Consider the following 25,154-nt stretch of genomic DNA (forward strand, 5'->3'; position numbering starts at 1 on the left):
GGAGATTCACCATGTTTGCCAAACTTGTTGCGGTATCCCTGTTGACACTGGCCAGCAGCCAATTGATGGCTGCGGAGTGCAAAGTCACCGTTGACTCCACTGACCAGATGTCTTTCGACACGAAGGCCATTGAAATCGACAAGAGCTGCAAGACGTTCACCGTGGAGTTGAAGCACTCCGGCAACCTGCCGAAAAACGTCATGGGCCATAACCTGGTCATCAGTAAAGAAGCCGACATGCAGCCGATCGCGACCGACGGTCTGAGCGCTGGCATCGACAAGAACTACCTGAAAGAAGGCGACGCCCGCGTCATCGCCCACACCAAGATCATTGGCGCCAAGGAGACCGACTCGGTGACCTTCGACGTGTCCAAGCTCGATGCCAATGAAAAGTACGGCTTCTTCTGCTCGTTCCCGGGCCACATATCGATGATGAAAGGCACTGTGACCCTGAAATAAGCAGGTTCACCGCGTTATCGTTCTTCGCGGGCAAGCCTCGCTCCTACGGGTACAGTGGTGTACTTGTAGGAGCGAGGCTTGCCCGCGAAGAGGCCGGTAGCATCGACGCATGACACCGGCCAAAGAAAAGCCCGCTGAGAATCACTCCTCAGCGGGCTTTTTCATTCACTCACGCCTCAAGGCGCAAACGGCATCACCCGCTTGTGATGCGTCTTGTTGTACGTATTCACGATGATCTGGAACGCCTCTTCGCGCACCGGCTGCCCATGCAGGAAGGCGTCGATCTCGGCGTACGTCACGCCATGGGACGCTTCGTCCGGTTTGCCCGGAGACAGGTCTTCAAGGTCGGCAGTCGGGATTTTTTCCACCAGCGATTCGGGTGCGCCGAAGCTGCGGGCGATGGCCCGGACCTGGTTTTTCACCAGGCCACTGAGCGGTGCCAGGTCGCAGGCGCCGTCACCGAACTTGGTGAAGAAGCCCATCACCGCTTCCGCCGCATGATCGGTGCCGATCACCAGGCCATGGGCCGCGCCGGCGATGGTGTACTGGGCGACCATGCGCATGCGCGCCTTGGTGTTGCCGAGCACGAAATCCACCGACACCGCGTGCTTGCCTTCGAACGCCGCGACTTCGTTGGCCAGGGCCTTGACCGCCGGGCCGATGTTCACCGTGTGGCGCTCGTCCGGTTTGATGAAGTCCACCGAGGCCTGGGCGTCATGTTCATCGAACTGGGTTTCGTACGGCAGCCGCACGGCGATGAATTTGTAGGCGGCATCGCCGCTGCGCTGGCGCAGCTCACGGACCGCACGCTGGGCCAGCAGGCCGGCGGTCAGGGAGTCGACGCCGCCACTGATGCCCAGCACCAGGGTCTTGAGCCCGGAATTGACCAGGCAATCCTGGATGAAGGTAATCCGCCGGGCGACTTCGGCTTCGAGGGCAGCTTCGTCGGCGAATGGCGGTTGAACCTTGAGCTGATCAGCAATCTCACGCTGTACGGCTTGCATGAATTCACTCCTTGCTAGAGGGGGGCAGGAACTTGGAAAACGTGTCGCAAATAGGCGACGAAATTCGGGTCTGTGCAGTGAGTCTTGCCGGGCTCGTCGGAGATCTTCGCCACCGGCGCGCCGTTGCAGGCCGTCATTTTAAGCACGATGCTCATCGGTTCGACACCCGGAATATCACAGGTCAGGTTGGTGCCGATGCCGAAGCTGACATTGATTCGACCCCGCAGCGCCCGAAAAATCTCCAGGGCCCTGGGCAGCGTCAGGCTGTCGGAGAAGGTCAACGTCTTGCTCATCGGGTCGATGCCAAGCTTGTGATAGTGCGCGATGGCTTTTTCCGCCCACGCCACGGGATCGCCCGAGTCGTGGCGCAAACCGTCGAAAAGCTTGGCGAAAAACAGGTCGAAATCGCCCAGGAACGCATCGATGGTGATGCAGTCGGTCAGCGCGATCCCTAGCAGGCCACGGTATTCGCGAACCCAGCAATCGAGGGCGGCGATCTGGCTGTCGATCAGCCGCGGGCCGAGCTGCTGGTGGGCCATGATCCATTCGTGGGCCATGGTGCCCAACGGTTTCATGTCCAGCTCCCGGGACAGGTGCACGTTGCTGGTGCCAACGAAGCGCCCAGGGAAATCGTGCTTGAGCACGTTCACCACTTCTTCCTGTACGCGGTAGGAGAAGCGACGACGGGTGCCGAAATCGGCTACCTGCAATTCGGACAATTCCTCGCTGCTGGCGTTGGCGCTCAGCCAGTCGAACTTGCGATAGAGCTGCTCGCGCGCCTGCTCCAGGACAATCTCCCGATAGCGATAGCGGTTACGCACCTCACTGACGATGGCCAGAATCGGTACCTCGAACAGGATCACGTGCAACCACGGGCCTCGCAGGCGGATGAACAGTTCGCCGTTTTCGATGCCGGTGTGGATGTAGCGCAAGTTGAAGCGGAACAGCCCGAGAAAACGCAGGAAATCCGGCTTCAGGAAGCTGATGCGTTCCAGAAAACTCAATTGGTCGGCGCTCAGGCTCAGCTCGGCCAGCCGTTCGATCTGGAAACGGATCTCCGCCAGGTACGGGCGCAGATCTTCACTGTTACGGCAACGAAACTCCCATTCGACCTCTACGTTCGGGTAGTTGTGCAGCACCGCCTGCATCATCGTCAGTTTGTAGAAGTCGGTGTCGAGCAGGTTCTGCACGATGCGATCGGCAAACACACTCTCGCTCATAACGGGGGTTCTCCACATTGAATAAGGCTAGTGGCGCATATCGCTGGTGTTGATTGCCAGCGATTTTTGAAGCGTCCCTACACCTGCTCCAGCATCCACCTCACGAAATCGCGCACCTTGGGCACTTCCGCCGAATGTTCCGGGTACGCCAGGTAATAGGCGTCGGTGCTGGGCATTGCATGCTGCCAGGGAATGACCAGCTTGCCGTCGGCCAGTTCCTCTTCCACCAGGAACCTTGGCAGCAGCGCCACACCGCAGCCGACTTGCGCCGCGCGGATGCACATATAAAAGGTTTCGAAACGCGGGCCGTGGTAGCTGTGTTCGGTGTGGTAGCCCTGACTGTCGAACCAGTCGTGCCAGGCTTGGGGGCGGGAGGCGTTTTGCAGCAGGACCAAGTCGGTGAGTTGCGTCGGGTCGGTGAACGGCATGTCGGGCAGGCTGCCCGGGGCACAGACAGGCACAAGCTCTTCGCTGAACAACTTCAGGCATTCGGTACCGGGACGTGAACCCTGGCCGAAGTAGAACGCCAGGTCGCTGCGCCCTTGCAGCAGGTCGTCGGCTTCCTGTTCATTGCACAGGTCCAGATGGATCGACGGATGGCGCAGGCGCCAGCCCTTGAGGCGTGGCACCAGCCAGCGGGCGCCGAAGGTCGAGGGTGTGGAGACGCGCAGGACTTCGGTTTCACCCCCGTAGGAACGCAGGTAATGGGTCGACATCTCAACCTGGGTGAGGATTTTTCGTACCTCCACCAGGTACAGGTCGCCTGCTGGCGTCATTTGCAGGCGTCGGCGGACCCGGCGAAACAGCAGGTGCTGCAACAGCTCTTCCAGTTGCGCCACCTGTTTACTGACGGCGCTCTGGGTCAGGTTCAGCTCTTCCGCCGCCCGAGTGAAACTCAGGTGGCGGGTCACGGCTTCGAAACACTGCAGCGCAGTGATCGAGGGCAAATAGCGTTTGTTCAGCATGGGCGGTCCTTTGTACTTGTCTCTTTATTGCCAACAATGCACAGCATGAATAAACGGAATGATATCTCTCTTAATGGTCGTTTGTTGAGTAACCTCGGGAGCGCTAAAACTACAGGTCTGATCAGTCGTGATTCGGCGGCTGCACACGTTCCGTTTTTTGCTTGAGGAGTGACCCATGGTTGCCGCATTGCTTGATCGTCTTGGTGTGAACCCGGCCCTGTACCAGAACGGCAAAGTGCCGGTGCATTCGCCGATCGATGGCAGCACGATTGCCACCGTCAACTGGGAAGGTGCCGCTGAAGTCGAGCAGCACATCAGTCGTGCAGATCATGCATTCGAACTGTGGCGCAAGGTTCCGGCCCCGCGTCGCGGCGAGCTGGTACGGCAACTGGGTGACATCCTGCGCGAATACAAGGCCGATCTCGGCGAACTGGTGTCCTGGGAAGCGGGCAAGATCACCCAGGAAGGCCTGGGTGAAGTTCAGGAAATGATCGACATCTGCGACTTCGCCGTCGGCCTGTCCCGTCAACTGTACGGCTTGACCATCGCCTCCGAGCGCCCTGGCCACCACATGCGCGAAACCTGGCACCCGCTGGGCATCGTCGGCGTGATCAGCGCCTTCAACTTCCCGGTGGCGGTCTGGGCCTGGAACACAACGCTGGCGCTGGTTTGCGGCAATCCGGTGATCTGGAAACCGTCGGAAAAAACGCCACTGACCGCACTGGCCTGCCAGGCACTGTTCGATCGCGTGCTGAAAAACTTCAGCGATGCACCACCGCACCTGAGCCAGGTGGTCATTGGCGGTCGCGATGCTGGGGAAGCCCTGGTCGATGACCCGCGTGTCGCGCTGGTCAGCGCTACCGGCAGCACCCGCATGGGCCGTGAAGTGGCGCCGAAAATCGCCGCGCGCTTCGCCCGCAGCATTCTCGAGCTGGGCGGTAACAACGCGATGATCCTTGGCCCAAGTGCCGATCTGGACATGGCCGTTCGCGCGATCCTGTTCAGCGCCGTCGGTACTGCCGGCCAACGCTGCACCACGCTACGCCGCCTGATCGCCCATGAGTCGGTGAAGGAAGAAATCGTCACCCGCCTCAAGGCTGCCTACTCCAAAGTGCGCATCGGCCATCCGCTGGAAGGCAACCTGATCGGCCCGCTGATCGACAAGCAAAGCTTCGACAACATGCAGGACGCCCTGGAACAGGCCCTGAGTGAAGGCGGCAAGGTGTTCGGTGGCAAGCGTCAGCTGGAAGACAAATTCCCCAATGCCTACTACGTTTCGCCGGCCATCGTCGAAATGCCGGAGCAGAGCGATGTGGTCTGCCATGAAACCTTCGCGCCGATCCTGTACGTGGTTGGCTACAACGATTTCAACGAAGCCCTGCGTTTGAACAACGCCGTGCCGCAAGGCCTGTCGTCGTGCATCTTCACCACCGACGTGCGTGAAGCCGAGCAATTCATGTCGGCGGTGGGCAGTGACTGCGGCATCGCCAACGTCAACATCGGCCCGAGCGGTGCGGAAATCGGTGGGGCGTTTGGGGGTGAGAAAGAAACGGGCGGTGGTCGTGAGTCCGGTTCTGATGCATGGCGTGGGTACATGCGTCGTCAGACCAATACCGTGAACTATTCGCTGGAGTTGCCGTTGGCCCAAGGTATTACGTTTGACTGATGGTTAATCCCCTGTAGGAGCGAACTTCTGTGGCGAGGGGATTTATCCCCGTTGGACTGCGCAGCAGTCCCATTATTTGGGGCCGCTTCGCAGCCCAGCGGGGATAAATCCCCTCGCCACATAGATGACCACATTGAATGAATGTGTTTGTTAGGTTTCTGATTGGAGTCTGGCAATGCCGTTACGCGAAGAGTGTCTGTGGGAAAAACTGACGCCGCAAAGGCCCGACAACTCGGCGCTCAAGGGTGAGGTGAAAGTCAATGTCTGCGTCATTGGCGCCGGTTTCACCGGGCTGTCGGCGGCGGTGCATCTGCTGGAGCAGGGCAAGACGGTGTGTGTGCTGGAAGCCCATCGCGCCGGTCACGGCGGTTCGGGGCGCAACGTCGGGCTGGTCAATGCCGGCATGTGGATTCCCCCGGACGAGATCGAAGCCGGGTTTGGCGAGGGGGTGGGCAGCCAGCTCAACCGGATGCTCGGCGCCGCACCGTCCTTGGTGTTCAGCCTTGTGGACAAGTACAACATCGATTGCCAGTTGCGCCGCGAAGGCACGCTGCACATGGCGCACAACGCCCGTGGCGAAGCTGACTTGCGCAGTCGTGAAGAGCAATGGAAGCGCCGTGGCGCCCCCGTCGAGCTGCTGACCGGGCAAGCCTGTGAGCAAGCGACCGGCACGAAGAAAATCGCCGCGGCACTGCTCGATCGCCGTGCTGGCACGCTCAATCCGATGGCTTACACCACGGGCTTGGCCAAGGCGGCCATCGGACTGGGTGGTCAGTTGTTCGATCATTCCCCGGTCACCCGACTCGAGCGCCAGGGACAGCGCTGGTCGGTGCAAACCGCGCAGGGTTCGGTCCTGGCCGAGCAAGTGGTGATCGCTTCCAATGCCTACACCGAAGGCGACTGGACCGAGCTGCGGCGCAATTTCTTCCCCGGTTATTACTATCAGGTGGCCTCGGTGCCGCTGACCGAAGACGCCGCCCGGCAAATCCTGCCCGGTGGACAGGGTTCCTGGGACACCCGCCAGGTACTCAGCAGTATTCGCCGGGACAAGGACGGGCGTCTGCTGCTCGGCAGTCTCGGTAATGGCAACCAGAAGCCGACCTGGTTCCTCAAGGCCTGGGCGGATCGGGTGCAGCAGCATTACTTCCCCTACCTCAAGCCGGTGGAATGGGAATGCACCTGGACCGGGTGCATCGCCTTCACCCCCGATCATTTGATGCGCCTGTTCGAACCGGCGCCCGGAATAGTGGCAGTGACCGGCTACAACGGTCGGGGTGTGACCACCGGGACCGTGGTCGGTAAGGCATTTGCCGATTATTTGTGTAACGGAAATCCTCAAGCGCTACCCATTCCCTTCGCTCCAATGCAGCCACTGGCAGGGGTGGGATTGCGTAGTTGTTTATACGAGGCCGGTTTTTCGCTGTATCACGCAGGCCAGTGCCTGCGGATCGTGATCTGAATGTTGATTTTTGTTGTTGAAAGCGGCGCTTTTTTGATCAGCAGCTAGCCTGTAGTGGTGCGGGTTGTAGCAGTCCCGCACCAGCAGTGTGCACTTCGGTGACGCACGTTGTTACAGGCTGGTTGCACGTCGTTTAGTGCCGCGGTTGCAATGATGGCGCAGGCGGGTTGCGCCTCAAAAAAATAATGGTTTTACCTTCCGCGGTTTAGACGGTTGCACGCCCAATGAAAATGGGCCCGAGATAGTCGAAATAAGAATAAAGCAGCGACTTTTTTAAGAATAAAAAACCGATGGCACGGCCCTTGCTCTGAGCAATCAGTGAAGTCGCAGTGCCAATTAAAAAAACCATGGAGCACCACCTCATGTCCCAGACGTTTTACAAGAAAGGCTTTCTGGCCCTCGCAGTGGCAGCTGCGTTGGGTGTTTCTGCGTTTGCTCAGGCTGACATCAAGATCGGCGTAGCGGGTCCAATGACGGGTGCCAACGCGGCATTTGGCGAGCAGTACATGAAGGGTGCACAGGCAGCAGCCGATGCGGTCAACGCAGCGGGCGGCGTGAACGGGGAAAAAATCGTACTGGTCAAGGGCGATGACGCCTGCGAACCGAAACAGGCTGTAACGGTCGCCAAGGACCTGACCAACCAGAAAGTTGCCGGCGTGGTCGGTCACTTCTGCTCCTCCTCGACCATCCCGGCTTCCGAGATCTACGACGAAGCGGGCATCATCGCCATCACTCCAGGCTCCACCAACCCACAGGTGACCGAACGCGGCCTGAGCGCCATGTTCCGCATGTGCGGTCGTGACGACCAGCAAGGCATCGTGGCCGGCGACTACATCGTCGACGTGCTCAAGGGCAAGAAGGTTGTCGTGCTGCACGACAAGGACACCTACGGCCAAGGCCTGGCTGATGCCACCAAGGCCCAGCTGGTCAAGCGCGGCGTAACGCCTGTGCTGTATGAAGGCCTGACCCGTGGCGAAAAAGACTTCAGCACCATCGTGACCAAGATCCGCGGTGCCGGTGCCGACGTCGTCTACTTCGGTGGCCTGCACCCGGAAGCTGGTCCTCTGGTTCGCCAGCTGCGTGAACAAGGCCTCAAAGACGTCAAGTTCATGTCCGACGACGGCATCGTGACCGACGAACTGGTGACCACCGCTGGCGGTCCGCAATACACCGACGGCGTGTACATGACCTTCGGCGCCGACCCACGCCTGCTGCCAGACAGTAAGACCGTGGTAGACGCATTCCGCAAGGCCGGTACCGAGCCTGAAGGCTACACCCTGTACGCCTACGCTTCGGTCCAGACCCTGGCGGCTGCCTTCAACGGCGCCAAATCCAACAAGGGCGAAGAAGCGGCTGCGTGGCTGAAGAAAAATCCGGTCAAGACTGTCATGGGCGAGAAAACCTGGGACAGCAAGGGCGACCTGAAAATCTCCGACTACGTGGTTTACCAGTGGGACAAGGATGGCAAATACCACCAGCTGGAAAAACAGAAGTAAGGGCTGACTCAATCGGCTGATCCCTACCGTTCCCTTGTAGGAGTGAGCCTGCTCGCGATGACGGACTGACAGGCAACACATAAGTTGAATGTTCAACCGCTATCGCGAGCAGGCTAGCTCCTACAGGGGGCGGCGGTGATCGGGCTAATCGTGGCTGACATTGCTCCGACGTATATCTGTATTTTCCTTAGAAGAACCGCACCGGCAGGTGGACAGGTTCTCATTGCGTGAGATTGCGTTATGGATGGTATTTTCCTGCAGCAACTGGTCAACGGCCTGACCCTCGGGTCGGTCTATGGCCTGATCGCCATCGGCTACACAATGGTCTATGGCATCATCGGCATGATCAACTTCGCCCACGGCGAGGTTTACATGATTTCCGCTTACCTCGCGGCAATCAGTCTGGCTCTGCTGGCATACTTCGGTATTGAATCCTTCCCTCTGCTGATGCTCGGCACCCTGATCTTCACCATCGTCGTCACGGCGGTGTATGGCTGGGTCATCGAGCGCGTCGCCTACAAACCCCTGCGTAACTCCACCCGACTGGCACCGCTGATCAGCGCCATCGGTATCTCGCTGATCCTGCAAAACTATGCGCAGATCGCCCAGGGCGCCAAGCAACAAGGCGTTCCAACCTTGTTGACGGGTGCCTGGCGCGTCGACATCGGCACAGGTTTCGTGCAGTTGACCTACACCAAGGTGTTCATCCTGGTTGCAGCGTTCGTCGGGATGGCCCTGCTGACCTACGTCATCAAGTACACCAAGCTCGGCCGCATGTGCCGTGCGACCCAGCAAGACCGCAAGATGGCTTCGATCCTGGGGATCAACACCGACCGGGTGATTTCCTATGTGTTCATCATCGGTGCAGCGATGGCGGCCCTGGCCGGCGTGCTGATCACCATGAACTACGGCACGTTCGACTTCTATGCCGGCTTCATCATCGGCATCAAGGCGTTCACCGCCGCGGTGCTCGGCGGGATCGGCTCGTTGCCGGGCGCCATGCTGGGCGGGATCATCCTCGGGATTTCCGAGTCGCTGTTCTCTGGCCTGGTGAACTCGGACTACAAAGACGTTTTCAGCTTCTCGCTGCTGGTTCTCGTTCTGGTCTTTCGGCCCCAAGGCCTGCTCGGCCGTCCTCTTGTGTCGAAGGTGTAAGCGATGTCCTCAACCACTAAAAAAACCATTGATATCAAAAAAAGTCTGGTTGACGCGATTCTTGCCGGCCTCATCGCCCTGATCGTGTTCGGGCCGATTGTCGGCGTCGTTCTCGATGGCTACGGCTTCAACCTGGAAACCAGTCGCGTGGCGTGGATTGTCGCCATCGTCATGGCCGGTCGCTTTGCCCTGAGCATGTTCCTGCAAACCCCCAAGGGCTTGAGCATCCTCGAAGGTTTTGAAACCACCGGTTCCGGGGTGCACGTACTGGCGCCCGATTACAAATCGCGCCTGCGCTGGATCATCCCGTTGATGATCGTCATCGCCGTGGTGTTCCCGTTTTTCTCCAACTCCTATGTGCTGGGCGTGGTCATCCTCGGGCTGATCTATGTGCTGCTGGGCTTGGGGCTGAACATCGTAGTGGGCCTGGCCGGCTTGCTCGACCTGGGTTACGTGGCGTTCTACGCCATCGGTGCCTATGGCCTGGCGCTCGGTTACCAGTACCTGGGGCTGGGTTTCTGGACGGTGCTGCCGCTGGCGGCGATCACCGCCGGGCTGGCCGGTTGCATCCTCGGTTTCCCGGTGTTGCGCCTGCACGGCGACTACCTGGCGATCGTGACCCTGGGTTTTGGTGAAATCATCCGGCTGATCCTCAACAACTGGCTGTCCCTGACCGGCGGTCCGAACGGCATGCCGGCGCCACTGCCGACCTTCTTCGGCCTGGAGTTCGGCAAGCGCGCGAAGGACGGAGGTGTGCCGTTCCACGAGTTCTTCGGCATCGCCTACAACCCCGACGTGAAGTACTACTTCATCTACGCGGTGTTGTTCCTGGTGGTACTGGCCGTGTTGTACATCAAGCATCGCCTCACCCGCATGCCCGTCGGTCGTGCCTGGGAAGCCCTGCGTGAAGACGAAATTGCTTGCCGCTCCATGGGCCTGAACCACGTGCTGGTCAAGCTCTCGGCATTCACCATCGGCGCATCGACGGCCGGTCTGGCAGGCGTGTTCTTCGCTACCTACCAGGGCTTCGTCAACCCGACCTCGTTCACCTTCTTCGAATCGGCCCTGATCCTCGCCATCGTGGTCCTTGGCGGTATGGGTTCGACCATCGGTGTGGTGATTGCTGCTTTCGTATTGACCGTCGCTCCGGAGCTGCTGCGCGGTTTCGCCGAATACCGCGTGCTGCTGTTCGGCATCCTGATGGTATTGATGATGATTTGGCGACCGCGTGGCCTGATTCGAATCAGCCGTACCGGTGTGACCCCGCGTAAAGGAGTAGCGCCATGAGCGAAGTCGTACTCTCCGTAGAGAAGTTGATGATGCACTTCGGCGGCATCAAGGCGTTGAATGATGTCAGCCTGAAGGTCAAGCGCAACTCGATCTTTGCCCTGATCGGCCCCAACGGCGCCGGCAAGACCACGGTGTTCAACTGCCTGACCGGGTTCTACAAGGCCTCCGGCGGCAAGATCGAACTCAACGTGCGTGGCCAGCAGACCAACGTCATCAAGTTGCTGGGCGAATCGTTCAAGCCGACCGATTTCGTCTCGCCCAAAAGCTTCATCACCCGGCTGCGCTACAAGATGTTCGGCGGCACCCATCTGGTGAACCGCGCCGGCCTGGCGCGGACTTTCCAGAACATTCGCCTGTTCAAGGAGATGTCGGTGCTGGAAAACCTGCTGGTGGCCCAGCACATGTGGGTCAACCGCAACATGCTGGCGGGCATCCTCAACACCAAGGGTTACCGCAAGGCGGAAAGCGATGCACTGGACCACGCGTTCTACTGGCTGGAAGTGGTGGACCTGGTGGACTGCGCCAACCGCCTGGCCGGTGAACTGTCCTACGGCCAGCAACGCCGACTGGAAATCGCCCGGGCCATGTGCACCCGTCCGCAGATCATCTGCCTCGACGAACCGGCCGCCGGCCTCAACCCTCAGGAAACCGAAGCGCTCAGCGCGATGATCCGGCTGCTGCGCGACGAGCATGATCTGACGGTGGTGCTGATCGAACACGACATGGGCATGGTAATGAGTATTTCCGACCACATTGTGGTGCTGGACCACGGCGTCGTTATCGCCGAGGGCGGCCCCAATGACATCCGTAACGACCCGAAAGTGATTGCCGCCTACCTGGGCGCCGATGAAGAGGAAGTGGTATGAGCAAACCCATCCTCGAACTCAAGGACCTGGACGTGTTTTACGGGCCGATCCAGGCCCTGAAGAACGTCTCGCTGCACATCAACGAAGGGGAAACCGTCAGCCTGATCGGTTCCAATGGCGCCGGCAAGTCGACCCTGCTGATGTCGATCTTCGGTCAGCCGCGGGCGGCGGACGGGCAGATCGTTTATCAGGGCGTGGACATCACCCACAAATCTTCGCACTACATTGCCTCCAACGGCATCGCACAGTCGCCGGAAGGACGGCGGGTGTTCCCCGACATGACCGTCGAGGAAAACCTGCTGATGGGCACCATCCCCATTGGCGACAAGTACGCCAAGGAAGACATGCAGCGCATGTTCAAGCTGTTCCCACGGCTTGAAGAGCGGCGCACCCAGCGTGCGATGACCATGTCGGGTGGTGAGCAGCAGATGCTGGCCATCGCCCGTGCCCTGATGAGCCGGCCGAAACTGCTGTTGCTCGATGAGCCGAGCCTTGGGCTGGCGCCCATCGTGGTCAAGCAAATCTTCGCCACGCTGCGGGAACTGGCCAAGACCGGCATGACCATTTTCCTGGTCGAGCAGAACGCCAACCACGCGCTGCGGCTGTCGGACCGGGCCTATGTGATGGTTAACGGCGAGATTCGCATGAGCGGTACCGGCAAGGAACTGCTGGTCAACGAGGATGTGCGTAACGCTTATCTTGGCGGGCACTGATTCGCTGTTGGAACGACAAAGCCCCGACGAGTAATCGCCGGGGCTTTTTTCATTCCACAGTCATTGGGGAATTGTGGAAAACAAAATTGTCGAGCTCCGAAAGTGCGACATAAAGCCGCCGCAATTAGTTGTTTTTCCACAGTTTTGACTTGTCCCCGTTTGCTGTGGAGCTGGCTGTGAATAACGTGGGAGTAGCTGGCTGAAAGCCTTTGAATCCGTGGCTTGCAGCGCTATGGTTGTTTTTTGATCAGGGTTTTTTCCGGGGCTCCAGGGCAGCTTTGTCAACCTTTTTCTTGGCAAGGAAAGTGCGGCAAATCGCAGTGCACAAACCTGTGGATAAGTCTGTGATTAAACTCTGGAAAGACTCGGCTGAGGGCCGTGGTTACTGGCTTGGCGCCATCGCAGGCTTGACCGCGCGGTCGGGAAATTGACCCTGGGTTACACAGCAGGCCGATGGGGGTCAAGCAAAAAAGTTTTAAATCGGCCCGCAAAGCCTTGTGGATAGCGGCTTTCAGCTTTTCCACTTGCCCCCGGAATGTGTGGATGGGGCTGTGGATAAGGTGCGTGCATATGGCTGCAAGCCACGGCCGGCAAGGTGTTGCACGTTTTGATCGTTTTTTGTACAGATAGCGCGCCGGTTGCCGCTGTGCGCAAGGCCGGGCATGCTGCCTGCTGATTTTCTATTCCAATGGCTGCCGATCAGCCGTAGCAAGGAGAACACCATGTCCAACACCCTGTTTATTACCGGCGCGACTTCCGGTTTTGGTGAAGCCTGTGCCCGTCGTTTTGCCGAGGCCGGCTGGAAACTGGTGCTGACGGGGCGTCGTGAAGAGCGCCTCAACGCGTTGTGCGCCGAGCTGTCGAAGCAGACCGAGGTGCACGGCCTGGTACTCGATGTGCGTGACCGCAAGGCCATGGAAGAAGCCATTGGCAACCTGCCGCCATCCTTCGCCAAGCTGCGCGGACTTATCAACAACGCTGGCCTGGCCCTGGGTGTCGACCCGGCGCCCAAGTGCGACCTGGACGACTGGGACACCATGGTCGACACCAACATCAAGGGCCTGATGTACAGCACCCGGTTGCTGCTGCCGCGCTTGATCGCCCATGGTCGTGGCGCGGGCATCGTCAACCTTGGCTCGATTGCCGGCAACTACCCCTACCCGGGCAGTCATGTGTATGGCGCGAGCAAGGCGTTCGTCAAACAGTTCTCCCTGAACCTGCGCTGCGACCTTCAGGGCACCGGCGTGCGAGTCAGCAATATCGAACCGGGCCTGTGTGAAAGCGAGTTCTCGCTGGTGCGTTTCGCCGGTGACCAGGAGCGCTACAACGCCACCTACGCCGGTGCCGACCCGATCCAGCCGCAGGACATCGCCGACACTATTTTCTGGGTGCTCAATGCTCCGGCACACATCAATATCAACAGTGTTGAGCTGATGCCGGTGAGCCAGACCTGGGCCGGGTTTGCGATTGATCGCAGTGGGGGCAAGGCGTAAGACCGCGTCACGGCTGTTCGCGGGCAAGCCTCGCTCCTACAGGAGCTCCGCTTGCCCGCGAAGGGGCCGGAATGGACACCGCTGGACATCAGCTAGACTCCTCACCCAACAACCCCCGAGGAGAGAATGTGAGCAATCGAGGCGAGCAGGCGCTGCTCAAGCAATCGACCTTCCTGATGCTGGTGGTGACATTCGCCGGGATCATCACCGGGTTTGTCTCGGGTGCCCAATCCATCCTGTTCGATGGCTTCTTCTCGCTGGTTGCAGCCTTCATCAAGGTCCTGATGCTGATCACCGCCAGGCTGATCGCCAAGGAAAGCAATCAACGTTTCCAGTTCGGCTCCTGGCACCTCGAACCCATGGTGCTGGTGATCGAAGGCAGTTTCCTGTTGCTGGTGGCCATTTATGCCTTTCTCAACGGCGTGTTCGGCATCATCAGTGGCGGGCGCGAGGTCGAGCTTGGCCTGGTGATCTTCTACGCGGCGGTATTCACCGTCGTCGAGCTTATTTATTTTTTTTACGTCCGCCATCGCAATCGCACGCTCAAATCATCGCTGATCCAGTTCGACAACATCAGTTGGCTGGTGGACGCGATGCTCTCGGCCGGCCTGTTGGTGAGTTTCCTCATCGCGCTGCTGCTCAAGACCCAGGGCTACGATAAATGGGCGTTGTATGTCGACCCGATGATTCTGATTCTGCTGGCCCTGGGCATGCTCCCGCCGGCGTTCAAGATCCTCGGCCCGGCGTTGCGCGACGTACTGGGAATTGTCCCGGATCAACTGGACGACAAGGTGCGCCAGGTGATGGAGGAGGCCAAGATCGAGCATGGTTTCGACGACTACATTTCCTACGTTCAGAAACACGGAAGGGCGTGTTTCATCGAGATTCACATCGTGTTGCCGACCAATTACCGGCTGCACAGCGTGGTGCAACTGGATGCACTGCGAGAGGAAATTTCCGCGAAACTCGGCAAGCCCGATGCGGCGAGATGGCTGACCATCAGCTTTACCGGGGATCGCAAGTGGATTGCCTGAGGCGACCGTTCAGTCAGCCAAGATACTCAGCCAACCCGCGATAACAAGTCGCCAGGTGATAAGGCGTAGTCGAAGGCATGTCCCGACGACTCACTTCACCGTGCTCGTCACGGCATTCATACCAGCCACCCGCGTGCAGCGAGCGCTGCTGCAACGCCTGCAATTGACGCAACACCGCAGCCTCGCTGCCCGGGCGCAGGGTCAATGCGCGCAGGTACTCGGCCTGGGCCCAGATTCGCTGCGTCGCGTCCCGGGAACCGCCGTCCGGCCCCAGGTCCAGCATGGCCCGCACAGCACCGGTCTGTGGATCGACACCCAGTTGTTCGGTGAAGGCAAAGGCGCGCTCCAGCGACGCATGCAATGGAGAACCGCGAAGAAGATCGGATGACTCCAGCAAGAAATACCACTCGAATTGATGCCCGGGCTCGAACCAGTTATCCACAGTGCCCAGCGGTTTTTCCATCAACACGCCGTGTTGCGGATCGATAAACCGCTTCTGCATCCCTGTGCATAAGTCCACGAGCGCCTGCTGCACAGCGAGGTCCTCGCGCACCGACAGCGTGGCGAGGAAGGCTTCAGCCAGGTGCATCAGCGGATTCTGCAGCGGTCCGCTGTTCAACGATGACCAGTCACGTGCAAGTTCCGCTTCGTAGAGGCCGTCGCCGCTGGCGAAACGTTGCGCGATCACTTCCAGGGCCGCGTTGAGCACCGACTCCACCAGCGGTTCGCGGATTTTGTCCCAGTAGTGGGCGCAGGCGAACAGAATGAAGGCGTGGGTGTAGAGGTCTTTACGCTGATCCAGCGGCGCGCCCTGCGGGTCGATGCTGTAGAACCAGCCGCCGTGCTCGGCATCGTGGAAGTGCCGCTGCAAGGAACGGAACAGCGCCGCCGCGCGCTCGTGGGCGCCTGGCACCTGGCCGATCAGGCTGGAAAACAGATACAGCTGCCGCGCGCAGGCCATCGCCCGGTAGCGTTGGGGGGACAGCGGGTTGTGCTCGGCGTCCAGCGCCTCATAGGGCAGCGCCATCTCGGCATTCCAGCCGCGACCTTGCCAAAGCGGCACGATCACGTCCTGGAAATGCTGTTGCACCGAGGCAAACAGGGCGGTCAATTCAGGCTGGGAGGCAGAGCGGGAAACAGGCGGCATTGGCTGGCGTCGTCACGGCAGGGTTGATTGCGCGACATGTTAGCAGGCCTGAGAGGTGTGTTGTCTCTCAGGCCTCCTTCGCGAGCAAGCCCGCTCCCACATTTGCCCTGCGTACAGAGTTCCACTGTGGGAGCGAGCCTGCTCGCGATGACGGCATCACAGTCGATAGAGAGCTAGCCCGCCAACAACCAGACTCCGGTCGCCGCCGAAGCCGCACCCGCGAGTCGAACCAATGGCGCAGCAGCTTGCGGCAACACCCGCACCAGCGCATAACCAGCGGCATGCAGCGCTGCGGTCGCCGCGACAAACCCTGCGGCATACGCCCAAGGGCTGGACATATCCGGCAATTCCAGGCCATGGGCTACGCCATGGAACAGCGCAAACAGAGCCGTTGCCCCCATTGCCAGGCTCAACGGTGGACGCACCGCCAAGGCTACCGCCAGCCCCAGGGCAAGCACCGACGCAGCAATTCCACTTTCAAGCGCCGGCAGTTCCAGCCCTTCGAAGCCCAGCATCCCGCCGATCAGCATGGTGCCAACGAAAGTGCACGGCAGCGCCCAACGAGCAGCTCCTTGCTGCTGGGCCGCCCACAGGCCGACCGCGAGCATTGCCAGCAAATGGTCGAGGCCACCAATCGGGTGACTGATCCCGGCGAGCAGGCCGTTGTCGCCGTGCCCCGGGTGGGCGAACGCAATGGCGGGTGTCAACAGCAGGGTCATGGCGCCCAGAATGCGTTTCAGTGTCATGGAGTAGCTTCCTTGTTGATAAGTCATGATCAGGCTGCCGTCAGCAGGCCCTGGCGTTCGATGAAGGCGATGATCGCGTCCAGGCCCTGGCCGGTTTTCTGGTTGCTGAACACGAACGGCTTGCCGTTGCGCATGCGCGTGGTGTCGCTGTCCATCAGCGTCAGCGAGGCTCCCACCAGGGGGGCCAGGTCAATTTTATTGATCACCAGCAGGTCGGATTTGCAGATCCCCGGCCCGCCTTTGCGCGGCAGCTTGTCGCCAGCGGAAACGTCGATCACGTAGATGGTCAGGTCGGACAGCTCCGGGCTGAAGGTGGCCGAGAGATTGTCGCCACCGGACTCCACCAGAATCAGGTCCAGACCCGGGAAACGGCGGTTCAACTGATCCACGGCCTCAAGGTTGATCGAGGCGTCTTCGCGGATCGCCGTGTGCGGGCAGCCGCCGGTTTCCACGCCGATGATGCGTTCCGGCGCCAGCGCTTCGTTGCGCACCAGGAAATCAGCGTCTTCGCGGGTGTAGATGTCGTTGGTCACCACCGCCAGGTTGTAGCGTTCGCGCAGGGCCAGGCACAGCGCCAGGGTCAGGGCGGTTTTGCCGGAACCGACCGGGCCGCCGATGCCGACGCGCAAAGGTTGTGTGTTCATGTGGTTCTCCAAAAAAGGGCGGCCAAAATAACAGGCCCTAGGAACGGAACAGGCGGCTGTACTGGCGCTCGTGGGCCATGCACGCCAGGGACAGGCCAAACGCGGCGCTGCCAAAGTGTTCGGGGGTGATTCGGGTCGCGTCCTGCTGGGCCTGTTGCAACAGCGGCAGCAGTTCACTGGTCAAGCGCTGCGCGGCCTGCTGGCCCAGCGGCAGGGTTTTCATCAATACCGCCAGTTGGTTTTCCAGCCAGCTCCAGAGCCAGGCGGCCAGTGCGTCCTGCGGGCTGATCCGCCAGGCGCGAGCGGCCAACGCCCAGCCCAGGGCCAAATGGGGTTCGGGTCGCTGTGCGAGAAAGGCGCGGGCCGGTGAATCGAGTTCAGGCAGGCCGTTGAGCAACTGCTGCAAGGAGTAACCCATTTGCCGACTTTCCTGATGCAGTTCGCGGGTTTCCCGGCTGGCACGGTGTTCTTCGCAGCGCTGCAGCAGTTCGCTCCAGTTGTCCTCGGCCGCGGCCACGCAATGGGCGAGCAGCAGCGGCGCCTCGAAACGGGCGAGATTGAGCAGCAATTGATCGCCGATCCAGCGTCGTGCGCTGTCGGGATCGTGCACCCGGCCGTTGTCCACCGCCATTTCCAGGCCTTGGGAATAGCTGTAGCCGCCGATCGGCAATTGCGGACTGGCCAGGCGCAGCAAAGCCCATGCAGGGTTCATGGGCGCACGCCGAACTGGTGCAGTTTTGGCGGATAGTTGAAGTCTTCGTCACCGTGGCGCGAATGGTGATGGCCGCCGCCGTAGGCGCCGTGTTCAGGTTGAAACGCCGCCTCGATGGGCTCGGCTTGCGCGCCGAGTTGTTCGAGCATGGCCTTGAGCACGTAGTCGTCGAGCAGGCGCAACCAGCCGTCGCCCACTTGCAGGGCAACATGGCGATTACCCAGGTGATAGGCGGCCCGAGTCAATTCGAAAGCATTGGCGCAGGTGACGTGCAGCAATTGCTCGGGACGGGCACAGACGCGCACGACGCGACCGTCTTCGGCTTGCAGACATTCGCCGTCATACAAGGGCGATTGACCGCGCTCCAAAAACAACCCCACGTCCTCACCCTCAGCACTGAAACAGCGCAAGCGGCTTTTGCTCCGGGCCTCAAAGGTCAGGTGCAGTTCGGCGGCCCACTCGGGTTGAGGGTCGATTCTGCGATGAATCACCAGCATCGGAAAGCTTCCAGCAATGGACAATGCTCAGGCTAGAGCAAGGGGCTTGCCAATCCGGGGATGCGTAGGAAATACCTGTAGGAGGCGTAGGAAAAGTTTCTAGATGCGCAGGATTTTGGCTGAAATTGGTGCGCAGGTTTTTCCCTGTGCACCAAGTTGAGGCCCGGTGCGTGTGCCCTGGCGGTGCTTATTCGGTACTGCCGAGCCCCTGCCAATGCTTGAGGCCGATAAAGATGAACCGCAGCTGCTGGGTGATCTTCGCTTGCGGGGTCAAGTGCTCGGGTAGCGCTTCGACGGGTGGGTCGATGATGTCCGGCAGGGTGGCGAACACGCTTTTGACGATCAGGTCCGCCATGACGCTCAGGCCGGCCATGTCCAGGTGTTGCAGTTTCGGCATCAAGGACAGGTCGGCAGCCAGGTCCGAACTGATGTTCTCGCGCAGGCGACCAATGGCCAGGCGCACTGGCAACGAGCCGCCGTACTGCTCTCTGGCCAGAAACAGGAATTGCGAACGGTTGGCCGACACCACATCGAGAAATATCCGCACGGACGCGTCGATGATGCCGCCCATGACGAACTCGTTGTGCCGCACCAGGCGAATGGTTTCCCGGAAGGTTTGGCCCACTTCGCTCACCAAAACCAGGCCGAGTTCATCCATGTCGGCGAAATGCCGGTAGAAACCGGTGGGGACGATTCCGGCGGTTTTCGCAACTTCGCGCAGGCTCAGGCTGCCAAATCCTCGGCCGCCCTCCATCAAATGGCGGGCCGCGTCCATCAAGGCATTGCGGGTTTGTTGTTTCTGTTCGGCACGGGGCAGCATTACAAGGGCGTTTTCTGAAAAGGACTGCGGCGCACTCTAGCAAATCGGCTTTGCCGGCGTCGAACGACATGGGGGGGAGATCAGGCGGGGAGGTTCAGTTTTAACAAAGGTAATGACCAGAAAATCAAAAGCCCAATCCGGTGATTGGGCTTTTTTTCACGGCCACCATGGGCTTAGCTCATGGCGCTGTTGCGTTCGATGACACGGTCACCACCGCCTTCGGCAACGGTTTGACCAGGAGTGCGGTCGGAACCGTCAGCGGCAACCGTTTGACCTTGTGGAGTCTGATCGTAGCCGTCTTCCGTGATCAGGCCTTTTTCTTTCAGGCGATCGTTACCACCTTCGGCGACGGTTTGACCTGGAGTGCGGTCGGAGCCATCAGCGGCGATGGTTTGACCTGGGGTACGGTCGGAGCCATCAGCAGCGACGGTTTGACCTGGGGTACGGTCGGAGCCATCAGCAGCAACGGTTTGGCTGAACACCGAGTGAGTGTCTTTCACTTGCGGGGTGGCCTGGTCAGCGGCCGGCAGTGCAAAAGCAGTGCTGGCCAACATTGAAAGTGTAAGGCTAAGCAGAAGTTGGCGTTTCATGATGGGGTGCTCCGTAGGAGGGCGATAAATTGGGTACGAAGGCAATGCTACTCTTGATAAGTCGATATAAAAGTTCATAAACGCAATGTTAATAATCAACGGAATTGATTGTTCTCTACAGCCCTTCTAAACCGGGCCTTTGCGGCGCACCGAGGTGGGTATTTTCGACTCAACCGCGCCACGCAAAAGTGCGGGGCCGGTAACGCCGGAGGGGAGAAGGGCGCGCGTTCAATCGGTCAATGGCGGCTAAATCGGCATTTCGATTAAACCTGCGGGCCATTTTCCAGTCGTAGATTCCATGACGGGCCAGTTCTGGCCCTGCGTTTCTCCTGAGCATCGCGATCGTGACGCTCAGCCGTATCAGGAGCTCTGTGCAATGACGCGCACCCGTAAGATTCTCGCCTGGAGCATGGCCAGCTTCGTTGTGTTGTTGGCCGGGCTGGTGCTGGTCATCGTGTTCTTCGACTGGAACCGGATCAAACCCCCTCTCAATGCCAAGGTGTCCGAAGAGCTGCACCGTCCGTTCGCCATCAACGGCGATCTGGCGGTGGTCTGGCGGCGCGAGGCCGACGAGGGTGGCTGGCGTGCCTGGGTGCCCTGGCCGCATGTGGTGGCGCAAGATCTGAGCCTGGGCAACCCGGACTGGTCGAAGACACCGCAGATGGCCAGCCTCAAGCGCGTCGAGTTGCGCATCTCGCCCCTGGCCTTGTTGGCGCAGCGTGTGGTGATCCCGCGCATCGATCTCACCGAGCCCAATGCCCAGCTACAGCGCCTGGCCGACGGTCGTGCCAACTGGATCTTCAAGTTCGACCCGAAAGACCCGAACGCCGAACCTTCGCCATGGGTGGTGGATATCGGCGCGATCGGCTTCGACAAGGGACATGTCACCCTCGACGACCAGAGCCTGAAGACTCAACTGGACCTGCTGATCGACCCACTGGGCAAGCCGATTCCCTTCAGTGAAATCGTCGGTGAGAAAGCAGCGAAAACGGCCTCCGAGCAGGGCCGCGCGCCTCAGGATTATGCGTTTGCGCTGAAGGTCAAAGGCCAGTACCACGCTCAGAAACTCACGGGCCAGGGTAAGATCGGCGGCTTGCTGGCGCTGCAAGACGCGGCCCGGCCGTTTCCGCTTCAGGCGCAAGCAAAGATCGGCGACACCAGCGTCGAGCTGGCTGGCACGCTGACCGATCCGATGAATCTGGGCGCCCTGGATCTACGCTTGAAACTGGCCGGCACCAGCCTGGGCAACCTTTACCCCCTGACTGGCGTGACCCTGCCGGATACGCCGCCCTATGCCACCGACGGCCATCTGATTGCCAAGCTTCATGAGCCGGGTGGTGCGGTGTTTCGTTACGAAGCGTTCAACGGCACGATTGGCGCGAGCGACATCCATGGCAACCTGACCTACGTCGCCGGCCAGCCTCGCCCCAAACTCAGCGGTTCGCTGTTATCCAACCAATTGTTGTTTGCCGACCTGGCCCCGTTGATCGGCGCCGACTCCAATGCCAAGCAGAAAGCCCGCGGCGGCGAGAGCAAGCAGCCGGCGGACAAGGTACTGCCGGTCGAGGAGTTCAAGACTGATCGCTGGCGCGACATGGACGCGGATGTCGAATTCACCGGCAAGCGCATCGTCCACAGCGAAAAGCTGCCCTTCAACGATCTCTACACGCATCTGGTGCTCAGCGATGGCGTACTCAGCCTTGAGCCACTGCGCTTCGGTGTGGCCGGTGGCAAACTGGATGCACAAATTCGCCTGGACGGGCACGCCGAACCGCTGGAGGGCCGGGCACAACTCACCGCCCGGGGTTTCAAGCTCAAACAGTTGTTCCCGACCTTCGAACCGATGAAAACCAGCTTCGGCCAACTCAATGGCGATGCCGACATTACCGGGCGCGGCAATTCGGTGGCCAAGTTGCTGGGCAGCGCCAACGGTAAGCTGAAAATGCTGATCAACGACGGTGCCATCAGTCGTGAACTGATGGAGCTGGCCGGGTTGAACGTTGGCAACTATGTGATCGGCAAGATCTTTGGCGACAAGGAAGTGAAGATCAACTGCGCCGCTGCCGACTTCGACATCAAGAGCGGTCTGGCCACTACGCGGTTGTTCGTCTTCGATACCGAGAACGCCATCATCTACATTGATGGCACGGCGAACATGGCGACCGAGCAACTGGACTTGACCATCACGCCGGAATCCAAGGGCTGGCGGCTGATCTCGTTGCGTTCGCCACTGTATGTGCGGGGCAAGTTCATCAAGCCTGACGCCGGGGTGAAAGCCGTGCCCTTGATGTTGCGTGGGGCCGGGATGGTTGCACTGGGTGTGATTGCTGCGCCAGCGGCGGGGTTGCTGGCATTGGTGGCGCCGAGCGGCGGAGAACCGAATCAGTGCGCGCCGTTGCTGGAGCAGATGAAGGCGGGCAAGGCGCCGAAGTCGGTGGAAAGATAGAGGACTGGTGCGTTGTTTAACAACGCACGCTAGTGGGGTTGAGTTGCCAAGAGCGTGCCGGGCGGATGGTATATGATTGTTAATTTTCCAAGGGTGCAGCATCAAGATGAAATAGTCTTGTTTTAATTTTGCTGCCAAGTTTTTGGATTACAGTGTTTCGAATGTTGGCGTAACTGTTTTCTTCCAGATAAGTAACCCATTGGTTGATTTCCGGCGTGTCGATTATTTTACTGGAGGACAGTTCCTCGTCGAAAATGGCAATGTCGACGGGGGTGGCTGTTTTGAAGCGAATAAGCGATGAAATGACCATGCCGTCTTCCCGGACAATGGTCAGCAGAGGGCAGACTGTGGTAATTGTCTTTTTGTCGCTTTCCTCTGTTGATTGAATTCTATTCAGTATTGCCGACAGGCTCTCGGAATCATCAGGTAGAAGTTTTATTTTAGATAAGCAGTCGGTTATATTTTTCAGTTGAGTGGCTGATAAGTAGCGGGATAAGGCAAGTTTTGTAAGGCTTACTAAGCTTGCTGATTGCTTTTTTGGGGTTTGAGTACCTTGACTTTTAAGTATCCATGATAGAGAACCAAGGAGTTTTTTATACGAGTAGAACCAAGCGTCTGAGGCAATGCCATTCGGGTTTGAAACCAGATGTGCGAGCAAGCTGGAGTTCAAAATATCGTTCTTGAAGGAACTTGAATGCTCTCCGAGAAATAGAGTGATGTTTCCATCGACAACGTAGGTGTCCAATGTAATGTCGGTCATTTGAATTTTCGCTTTTTTCATTATCGTTGGATAGCTCATGGCGGGCCGTGAGCTAGTGTAGGAAAGCGTTTGCCTTTACTCCATGTTCTCAATCTCAGAAAGAGCATTTTTGGCAGATTGACCGATTTTTTCGAGAACACCTTGACGTATTCCCGCATAACTATCCACGTTGAGATATACGGCTTGTGCGGCGGTTTTTATTCTTGTTTCCTGTGTGGTAGATTTCCACCAGAGAATACCTCGACTGCTTTCGCTTACATTCAGGCTGTTGCAGTTAAGAATCATCATTGGATAACCTTCCTTGGTCTCCCAAATCGGCGACATGTCGAACTTTGCGTCAGAACCTACATTGGCTGTACTGTTATAAATGTTAACTAGGCCATCACTCTTTTTGATGTTTTCTACGCCTTTTCCGGCCAGTTCGGCCAGTTTTGAGATGTTGGCGCCTACAAAACTTTGCATTACATACAGAGCTACGGTGTCCATGGTCAGGCCACTGCGTTTAATCGTCTGCTCCTTGAGTTGGGAGGCTTGGATAACCCAGCCGAGCTTTTGCATAGTGTCGACGTAGTACTTATACCATTGATACAGCTCTTTTTGTGGGTCGTAACGATTGGTGGCGGCATTTTGTACCAATTGCTTGCAATTGTTCACGTCTTTACGGTTTTGTAGGCTAACGCCCTCCATGAAGAGGTTGATCATTTCTTTTCCGACAGTGCCGCTTGACTTGCTTGGGTCAATTGGGAATTCAGGTGCGAAAGCTCGAATAGATGGCATGCTGGTTGCGGGCAGAGCAGGCAGGGAATCGAGGAATTCAAGTCGTTGTTCGATGTGCATGTCTATAGTCCTTTATAGTTGAGCAGACTGTTTGTCTGTTGGATCAATATAAAGAACTGGGTTTTGGTGTCTAGGCAGTGTTTGTAACTTTATGCTGTTAGTTAGGTTGTGGGTGCAGTAAGTAATGGAAAGCTTTGTTGAAAACTAACTCGATAAGGCTTTCCAGTTATTACAGGATGCTCAGAGTGCCCACTCTATCTGTAGGTCAGGGTTGAACTCTGCTTTCCCACTGCTCGATGCGCTCGACCAGACAATTGAACTTCCTCCCGCAACCACGCAAAAAACGCCCGAACCGGTGGATGTCGCTCACGTCCCGGCACGCACAGTGCGCTGTAGCCAGCGCCATCCACCTGCATATCCCCCCGATAAGGCAGCAGCAATCCACTGGCCACGCTTTCCGACACCAGAATATTGCTCGCCAGCACCACCCCCTGTCCGGCAATCGCCGCTTGCAGCGCGTAGTGCTCTTCATCGTATTCACGCACGGTGGGCTGACCCGCCAGCCAGGTCTCGCCGGATTGCGCACACCAGGCCTCCCAGCCATGGGCGTAGAGTTTGGAGTTGTGCCAGCGCACGCTGATCAGCGTAGGCGTGTGATGGGCTGCCAAGGCAACTTGCCCGGGCGAGCCGTAAACGCCAAACGACTCATCGAACAGACAAAGGCCATACAGATTCGGATAGTCATCGAGGCTGTAGCGCACCACCAGGTCGACACTGGCGTCCTGATGTAAATCGATGACCTCGCAATGGGTGTCCAGGCGCAGGCTGATGTTCGGGTGGCGGGCATAGAAACGACCCAGGCGCGGCACCAGCCACAGGGCGGCAAAGGCGGCGGTGGTGGAGATCGTCAGGTTCGTGCCGCTGCGGTGCGGGCGCAGGGTGTCGACGCTTTGCGCCACTTCCAGGAAAGCGCCGTGCAGGCTGTGGAACAATCGCTCGCCGCCTTCGGTCAGGCGTACCTGGCGCGGCAGGCGCTCGAACAGCTGCACGCCGAGCCAGGTTTCCAGCGAGCGGATTTGATGGGATACCGCCGTTGGAGTGACTGACAGTTCTTCGGCGGCGGCCTTGAAACTCAACAGGCGGGAGGCGGATTCAAAAGCACGCAGGGCGGTCAACGGCAACGAGGCGAACATGGC

Annotated in this window: 24 protein-coding genes; 11 read left to right on the top strand and 13 right to left on the bottom strand. The window is 59.0% G+C overall.

Features of this window, described 5'->3' with window-relative positions; translation table 11 throughout:
* Window positions 1–11 precede the first annotated feature (11 nt).
* Window positions 12–458 (top strand): azurin, encoded by a 447-nt coding sequence (gene azu / locus HFK74_RS14160; protein WP_180204029.1) that lies wholly within the window; start codon window positions 12–14, stop codon window positions 456–458.
* Between the two features lie 176 nt (window positions 459–634).
* On the opposite strand, the gene nadE is transcribed toward azu, so the two are convergent.
* From nadE to HFK74_RS14175, 3 genes are all read right to left on the bottom strand, one after another.
* Window positions 635–1,462: an ammonia-dependent NAD(+) synthetase gene (gene nadE, locus HFK74_RS14165; protein WP_180204030.1), complete on the bottom strand. Its 828-nt coding sequence runs from the start codon at window positions 1,460–1,462 to the stop codon at window positions 635–637.
* A gap of 14 nt (window positions 1,463–1,476) precedes the next feature.
* On the bottom strand, window positions 1,477–2,682 hold the full coding sequence (pncB, locus tag HFK74_RS14170; protein ID WP_180204031.1) for a nicotinate phosphoribosyltransferase: 1,206 nt from the start codon (window positions 2,680–2,682) through the stop codon (window positions 1,477–1,479).
* A 77-nt stretch (window positions 2,683–2,759) separates the two neighbouring features.
* Entirely contained in the window at window positions 2,760–3,647 is an 888-nt protein-coding gene (locus HFK74_RS14175; protein WP_180204032.1) for a LysR family transcriptional regulator, read from the bottom strand.
* Between the two features lie 175 nt (window positions 3,648–3,822).
* Here HFK74_RS14175 and HFK74_RS14180 point away from each other — a divergent pair, with 175 nt between their 5' ends.
* The 9 genes from HFK74_RS14180 to HFK74_RS14220 all read left to right on the top strand — a co-directional run bounded on the left by HFK74_RS14180 (window position 3,823) and on the right by HFK74_RS14220 (window position 14,819).
* A complete protein-coding gene (locus HFK74_RS14180) occupies window positions 3,823–5,313 on the top strand; it encodes an aldehyde dehydrogenase family protein (RefSeq protein WP_180204033.1) in 1,491 nt (496 codons plus the stop codon).
* Between the two features lie 175 nt (window positions 5,314–5,488).
* A complete protein-coding gene (locus tag HFK74_RS14185) occupies window positions 5,489–6,772 on the top strand; it encodes an FAD-binding oxidoreductase (protein ID WP_180204034.1) in 1,284 nt (427 codons plus the stop codon).
* A 362-nt stretch (window positions 6,773–7,134) separates the two neighbouring features.
* The gene (locus HFK74_RS14190) at window positions 7,135–8,268 is read left to right on the top strand and encodes a branched-chain amino acid ABC transporter substrate-binding protein (protein ID WP_180204035.1); all 1,134 of its coding nucleotides are present in this window, start codon (window positions 7,135–7,137) and stop codon (window positions 8,266–8,268) included.
* Between the two features lie 240 nt (window positions 8,269–8,508).
* On the top strand, window positions 8,509–9,423 hold the full coding sequence (locus HFK74_RS14195) for a branched-chain amino acid ABC transporter permease LivH (RefSeq protein WP_180204036.1): 915 nt from the start codon (window positions 8,509–8,511) through the stop codon (window positions 9,421–9,423).
* Window positions 9,424–9,426: 3 nt separating this feature from the next.
* The gene (livM, locus tag HFK74_RS14200; RefSeq protein ID WP_180204037.1) at window positions 9,427–10,710 is read left to right on the top strand and encodes a high-affinity branched-chain amino acid ABC transporter permease LivM; all 1,284 of its coding nucleotides are present in this window, start codon (window positions 9,427–9,429) and stop codon (window positions 10,708–10,710) included.
* The gene (locus HFK74_RS14205) at window positions 10,707–11,579 is read left to right on the top strand and encodes an ABC transporter ATP-binding protein (RefSeq protein WP_180204038.1); all 873 of its coding nucleotides are present in this window, start codon (window positions 10,707–10,709) and stop codon (window positions 11,577–11,579) included. Before livM ends, HFK74_RS14205 begins: the two co-directional genes overlap by 4 nt.
* Window positions 11,576–12,292, top strand: a complete 717-nt coding sequence (locus tag HFK74_RS14210) for an ABC transporter ATP-binding protein (RefSeq protein WP_008058947.1) — start codon at window positions 11,576–11,578, stop codon at window positions 12,290–12,292. Before HFK74_RS14205 ends, HFK74_RS14210 begins: the two co-directional genes overlap by 4 nt.
* 722 nt (window positions 12,293–13,014) lie before the next feature.
* Window positions 13,015–13,785: an SDR family oxidoreductase gene (locus HFK74_RS14215; protein WP_180204039.1), complete on the top strand. Its 771-nt coding sequence runs from the start codon at window positions 13,015–13,017 to the stop codon at window positions 13,783–13,785.
* Between the two features lie 128 nt (window positions 13,786–13,913).
* Complete coding sequence (locus tag HFK74_RS14220) at window positions 13,914–14,819, top strand: cation transporter (RefSeq protein ID WP_180204040.1); 906 nt, start codon at window positions 13,914–13,916, stop codon at window positions 14,817–14,819.
* Between the two features lie 13 nt (window positions 14,820–14,832).
* Here the strand turns inward: HFK74_RS14220 and HFK74_RS14225 are convergent, their stop codons facing one another.
* The 7 genes from HFK74_RS14225 to HFK74_RS14255 all read right to left on the bottom strand — a co-directional run bounded on the left by HFK74_RS14225 (window position 14,833) and on the right by HFK74_RS14255 (window position 19,975).
* A complete protein-coding gene (locus HFK74_RS14225; RefSeq protein WP_180204041.1) occupies window positions 14,833–15,966 on the bottom strand; it encodes an AGE family epimerase/isomerase in 1,134 nt (377 codons plus the stop codon).
* Window positions 15,967–16,139: 173 nt separating this feature from the next.
* Window positions 16,140–16,712: a HupE/UreJ family protein gene (locus tag HFK74_RS14230; protein ID WP_180204042.1), complete on the bottom strand. Its 573-nt coding sequence runs from the start codon at window positions 16,710–16,712 to the stop codon at window positions 16,140–16,142.
* 29 nt (window positions 16,713–16,741) lie between these two features.
* The gene (gene ureG / locus HFK74_RS14235; RefSeq protein ID WP_008058937.1) at window positions 16,742–17,356 is read right to left on the bottom strand and encodes an urease accessory protein UreG; all 615 of its coding nucleotides are present in this window, start codon (window positions 17,354–17,356) and stop codon (window positions 16,742–16,744) included.
* A gap of 37 nt (window positions 17,357–17,393) precedes the next feature.
* Window positions 17,394–18,068 carry an urease accessory protein UreF gene (locus tag HFK74_RS14240; RefSeq protein WP_180204043.1) on the bottom strand — a complete coding sequence of 225 codons (675 nt, stop codon included), beginning with the start codon at window positions 18,066–18,068 and terminating at the stop codon, window positions 17,394–17,396.
* Window positions 18,065–18,565, bottom strand: a complete 501-nt coding sequence (gene ureE, locus HFK74_RS14245; RefSeq protein WP_180204044.1) for an urease accessory protein UreE — start codon at window positions 18,563–18,565, stop codon at window positions 18,065–18,067. Before ureE ends, HFK74_RS14240 begins: the two co-directional genes overlap by 4 nt.
* Before the next feature lie 187 nt (window positions 18,566–18,752).
* The gene (locus HFK74_RS14250; protein ID WP_180204045.1) at window positions 18,753–19,385 is read right to left on the bottom strand and encodes a TetR family transcriptional regulator; all 633 of its coding nucleotides are present in this window, start codon (window positions 19,383–19,385) and stop codon (window positions 18,753–18,755) included.
* Window positions 19,386–19,558: 173 nt separating this feature from the next.
* Window positions 19,559–19,975, bottom strand: coding sequence for a hypothetical protein (locus HFK74_RS14255; protein ID WP_180204046.1), 417 nt, complete (start codon window positions 19,973–19,975; stop codon window positions 19,559–19,561).
* Window positions 19,976–20,351: 376 nt separating this feature from the next.
* Here HFK74_RS14255 and HFK74_RS14260 point away from each other — a divergent pair, with 376 nt between their 5' ends.
* Complete coding sequence (locus tag HFK74_RS14260; RefSeq protein WP_180204047.1) at window positions 20,352–22,421, top strand: AsmA family protein; 2,070 nt, start codon at window positions 20,352–20,354, stop codon at window positions 22,419–22,421.
* Window positions 22,422–22,500: 79 nt separating this feature from the next.
* Here HFK74_RS14260 and HFK74_RS14265 read toward each other — a convergent pair whose 3' ends face one another.
* The 3 genes from HFK74_RS14265 to HFK74_RS14275 all read right to left on the bottom strand — a co-directional run bounded on the left by HFK74_RS14265 (window position 22,501) and on the right by HFK74_RS14275 (window position 25,151).
* On the bottom strand, window positions 22,501–23,181 hold the full coding sequence (locus HFK74_RS14265) for a hypothetical protein (RefSeq protein WP_180204048.1): 681 nt from the start codon (window positions 23,179–23,181) through the stop codon (window positions 22,501–22,503).
* A gap of 75 nt (window positions 23,182–23,256) precedes the next feature.
* Window positions 23,257–24,018 (bottom strand): hypothetical protein, encoded by a 762-nt coding sequence (locus tag HFK74_RS14270; RefSeq protein WP_180204049.1) that lies wholly within the window; start codon window positions 24,016–24,018, stop codon window positions 23,257–23,259.
* 194 nt (window positions 24,019–24,212) lie between these two features.
* Window positions 24,213–25,151: a LysR substrate-binding domain-containing protein gene (locus HFK74_RS14275; protein ID WP_180204050.1), complete on the bottom strand. Its 939-nt coding sequence runs from the start codon at window positions 25,149–25,151 to the stop codon at window positions 24,213–24,215.
* Window positions 25,152–25,154 lie beyond the last annotated feature (3 nt).

It is taken from the genome of Pseudomonas sp. SbOxS1 (assembly GCF_013416725.1).
Taxonomy (GTDB): domain Bacteria; phylum Pseudomonadota; class Gammaproteobacteria; order Pseudomonadales; family Pseudomonadaceae; genus Aquipseudomonas.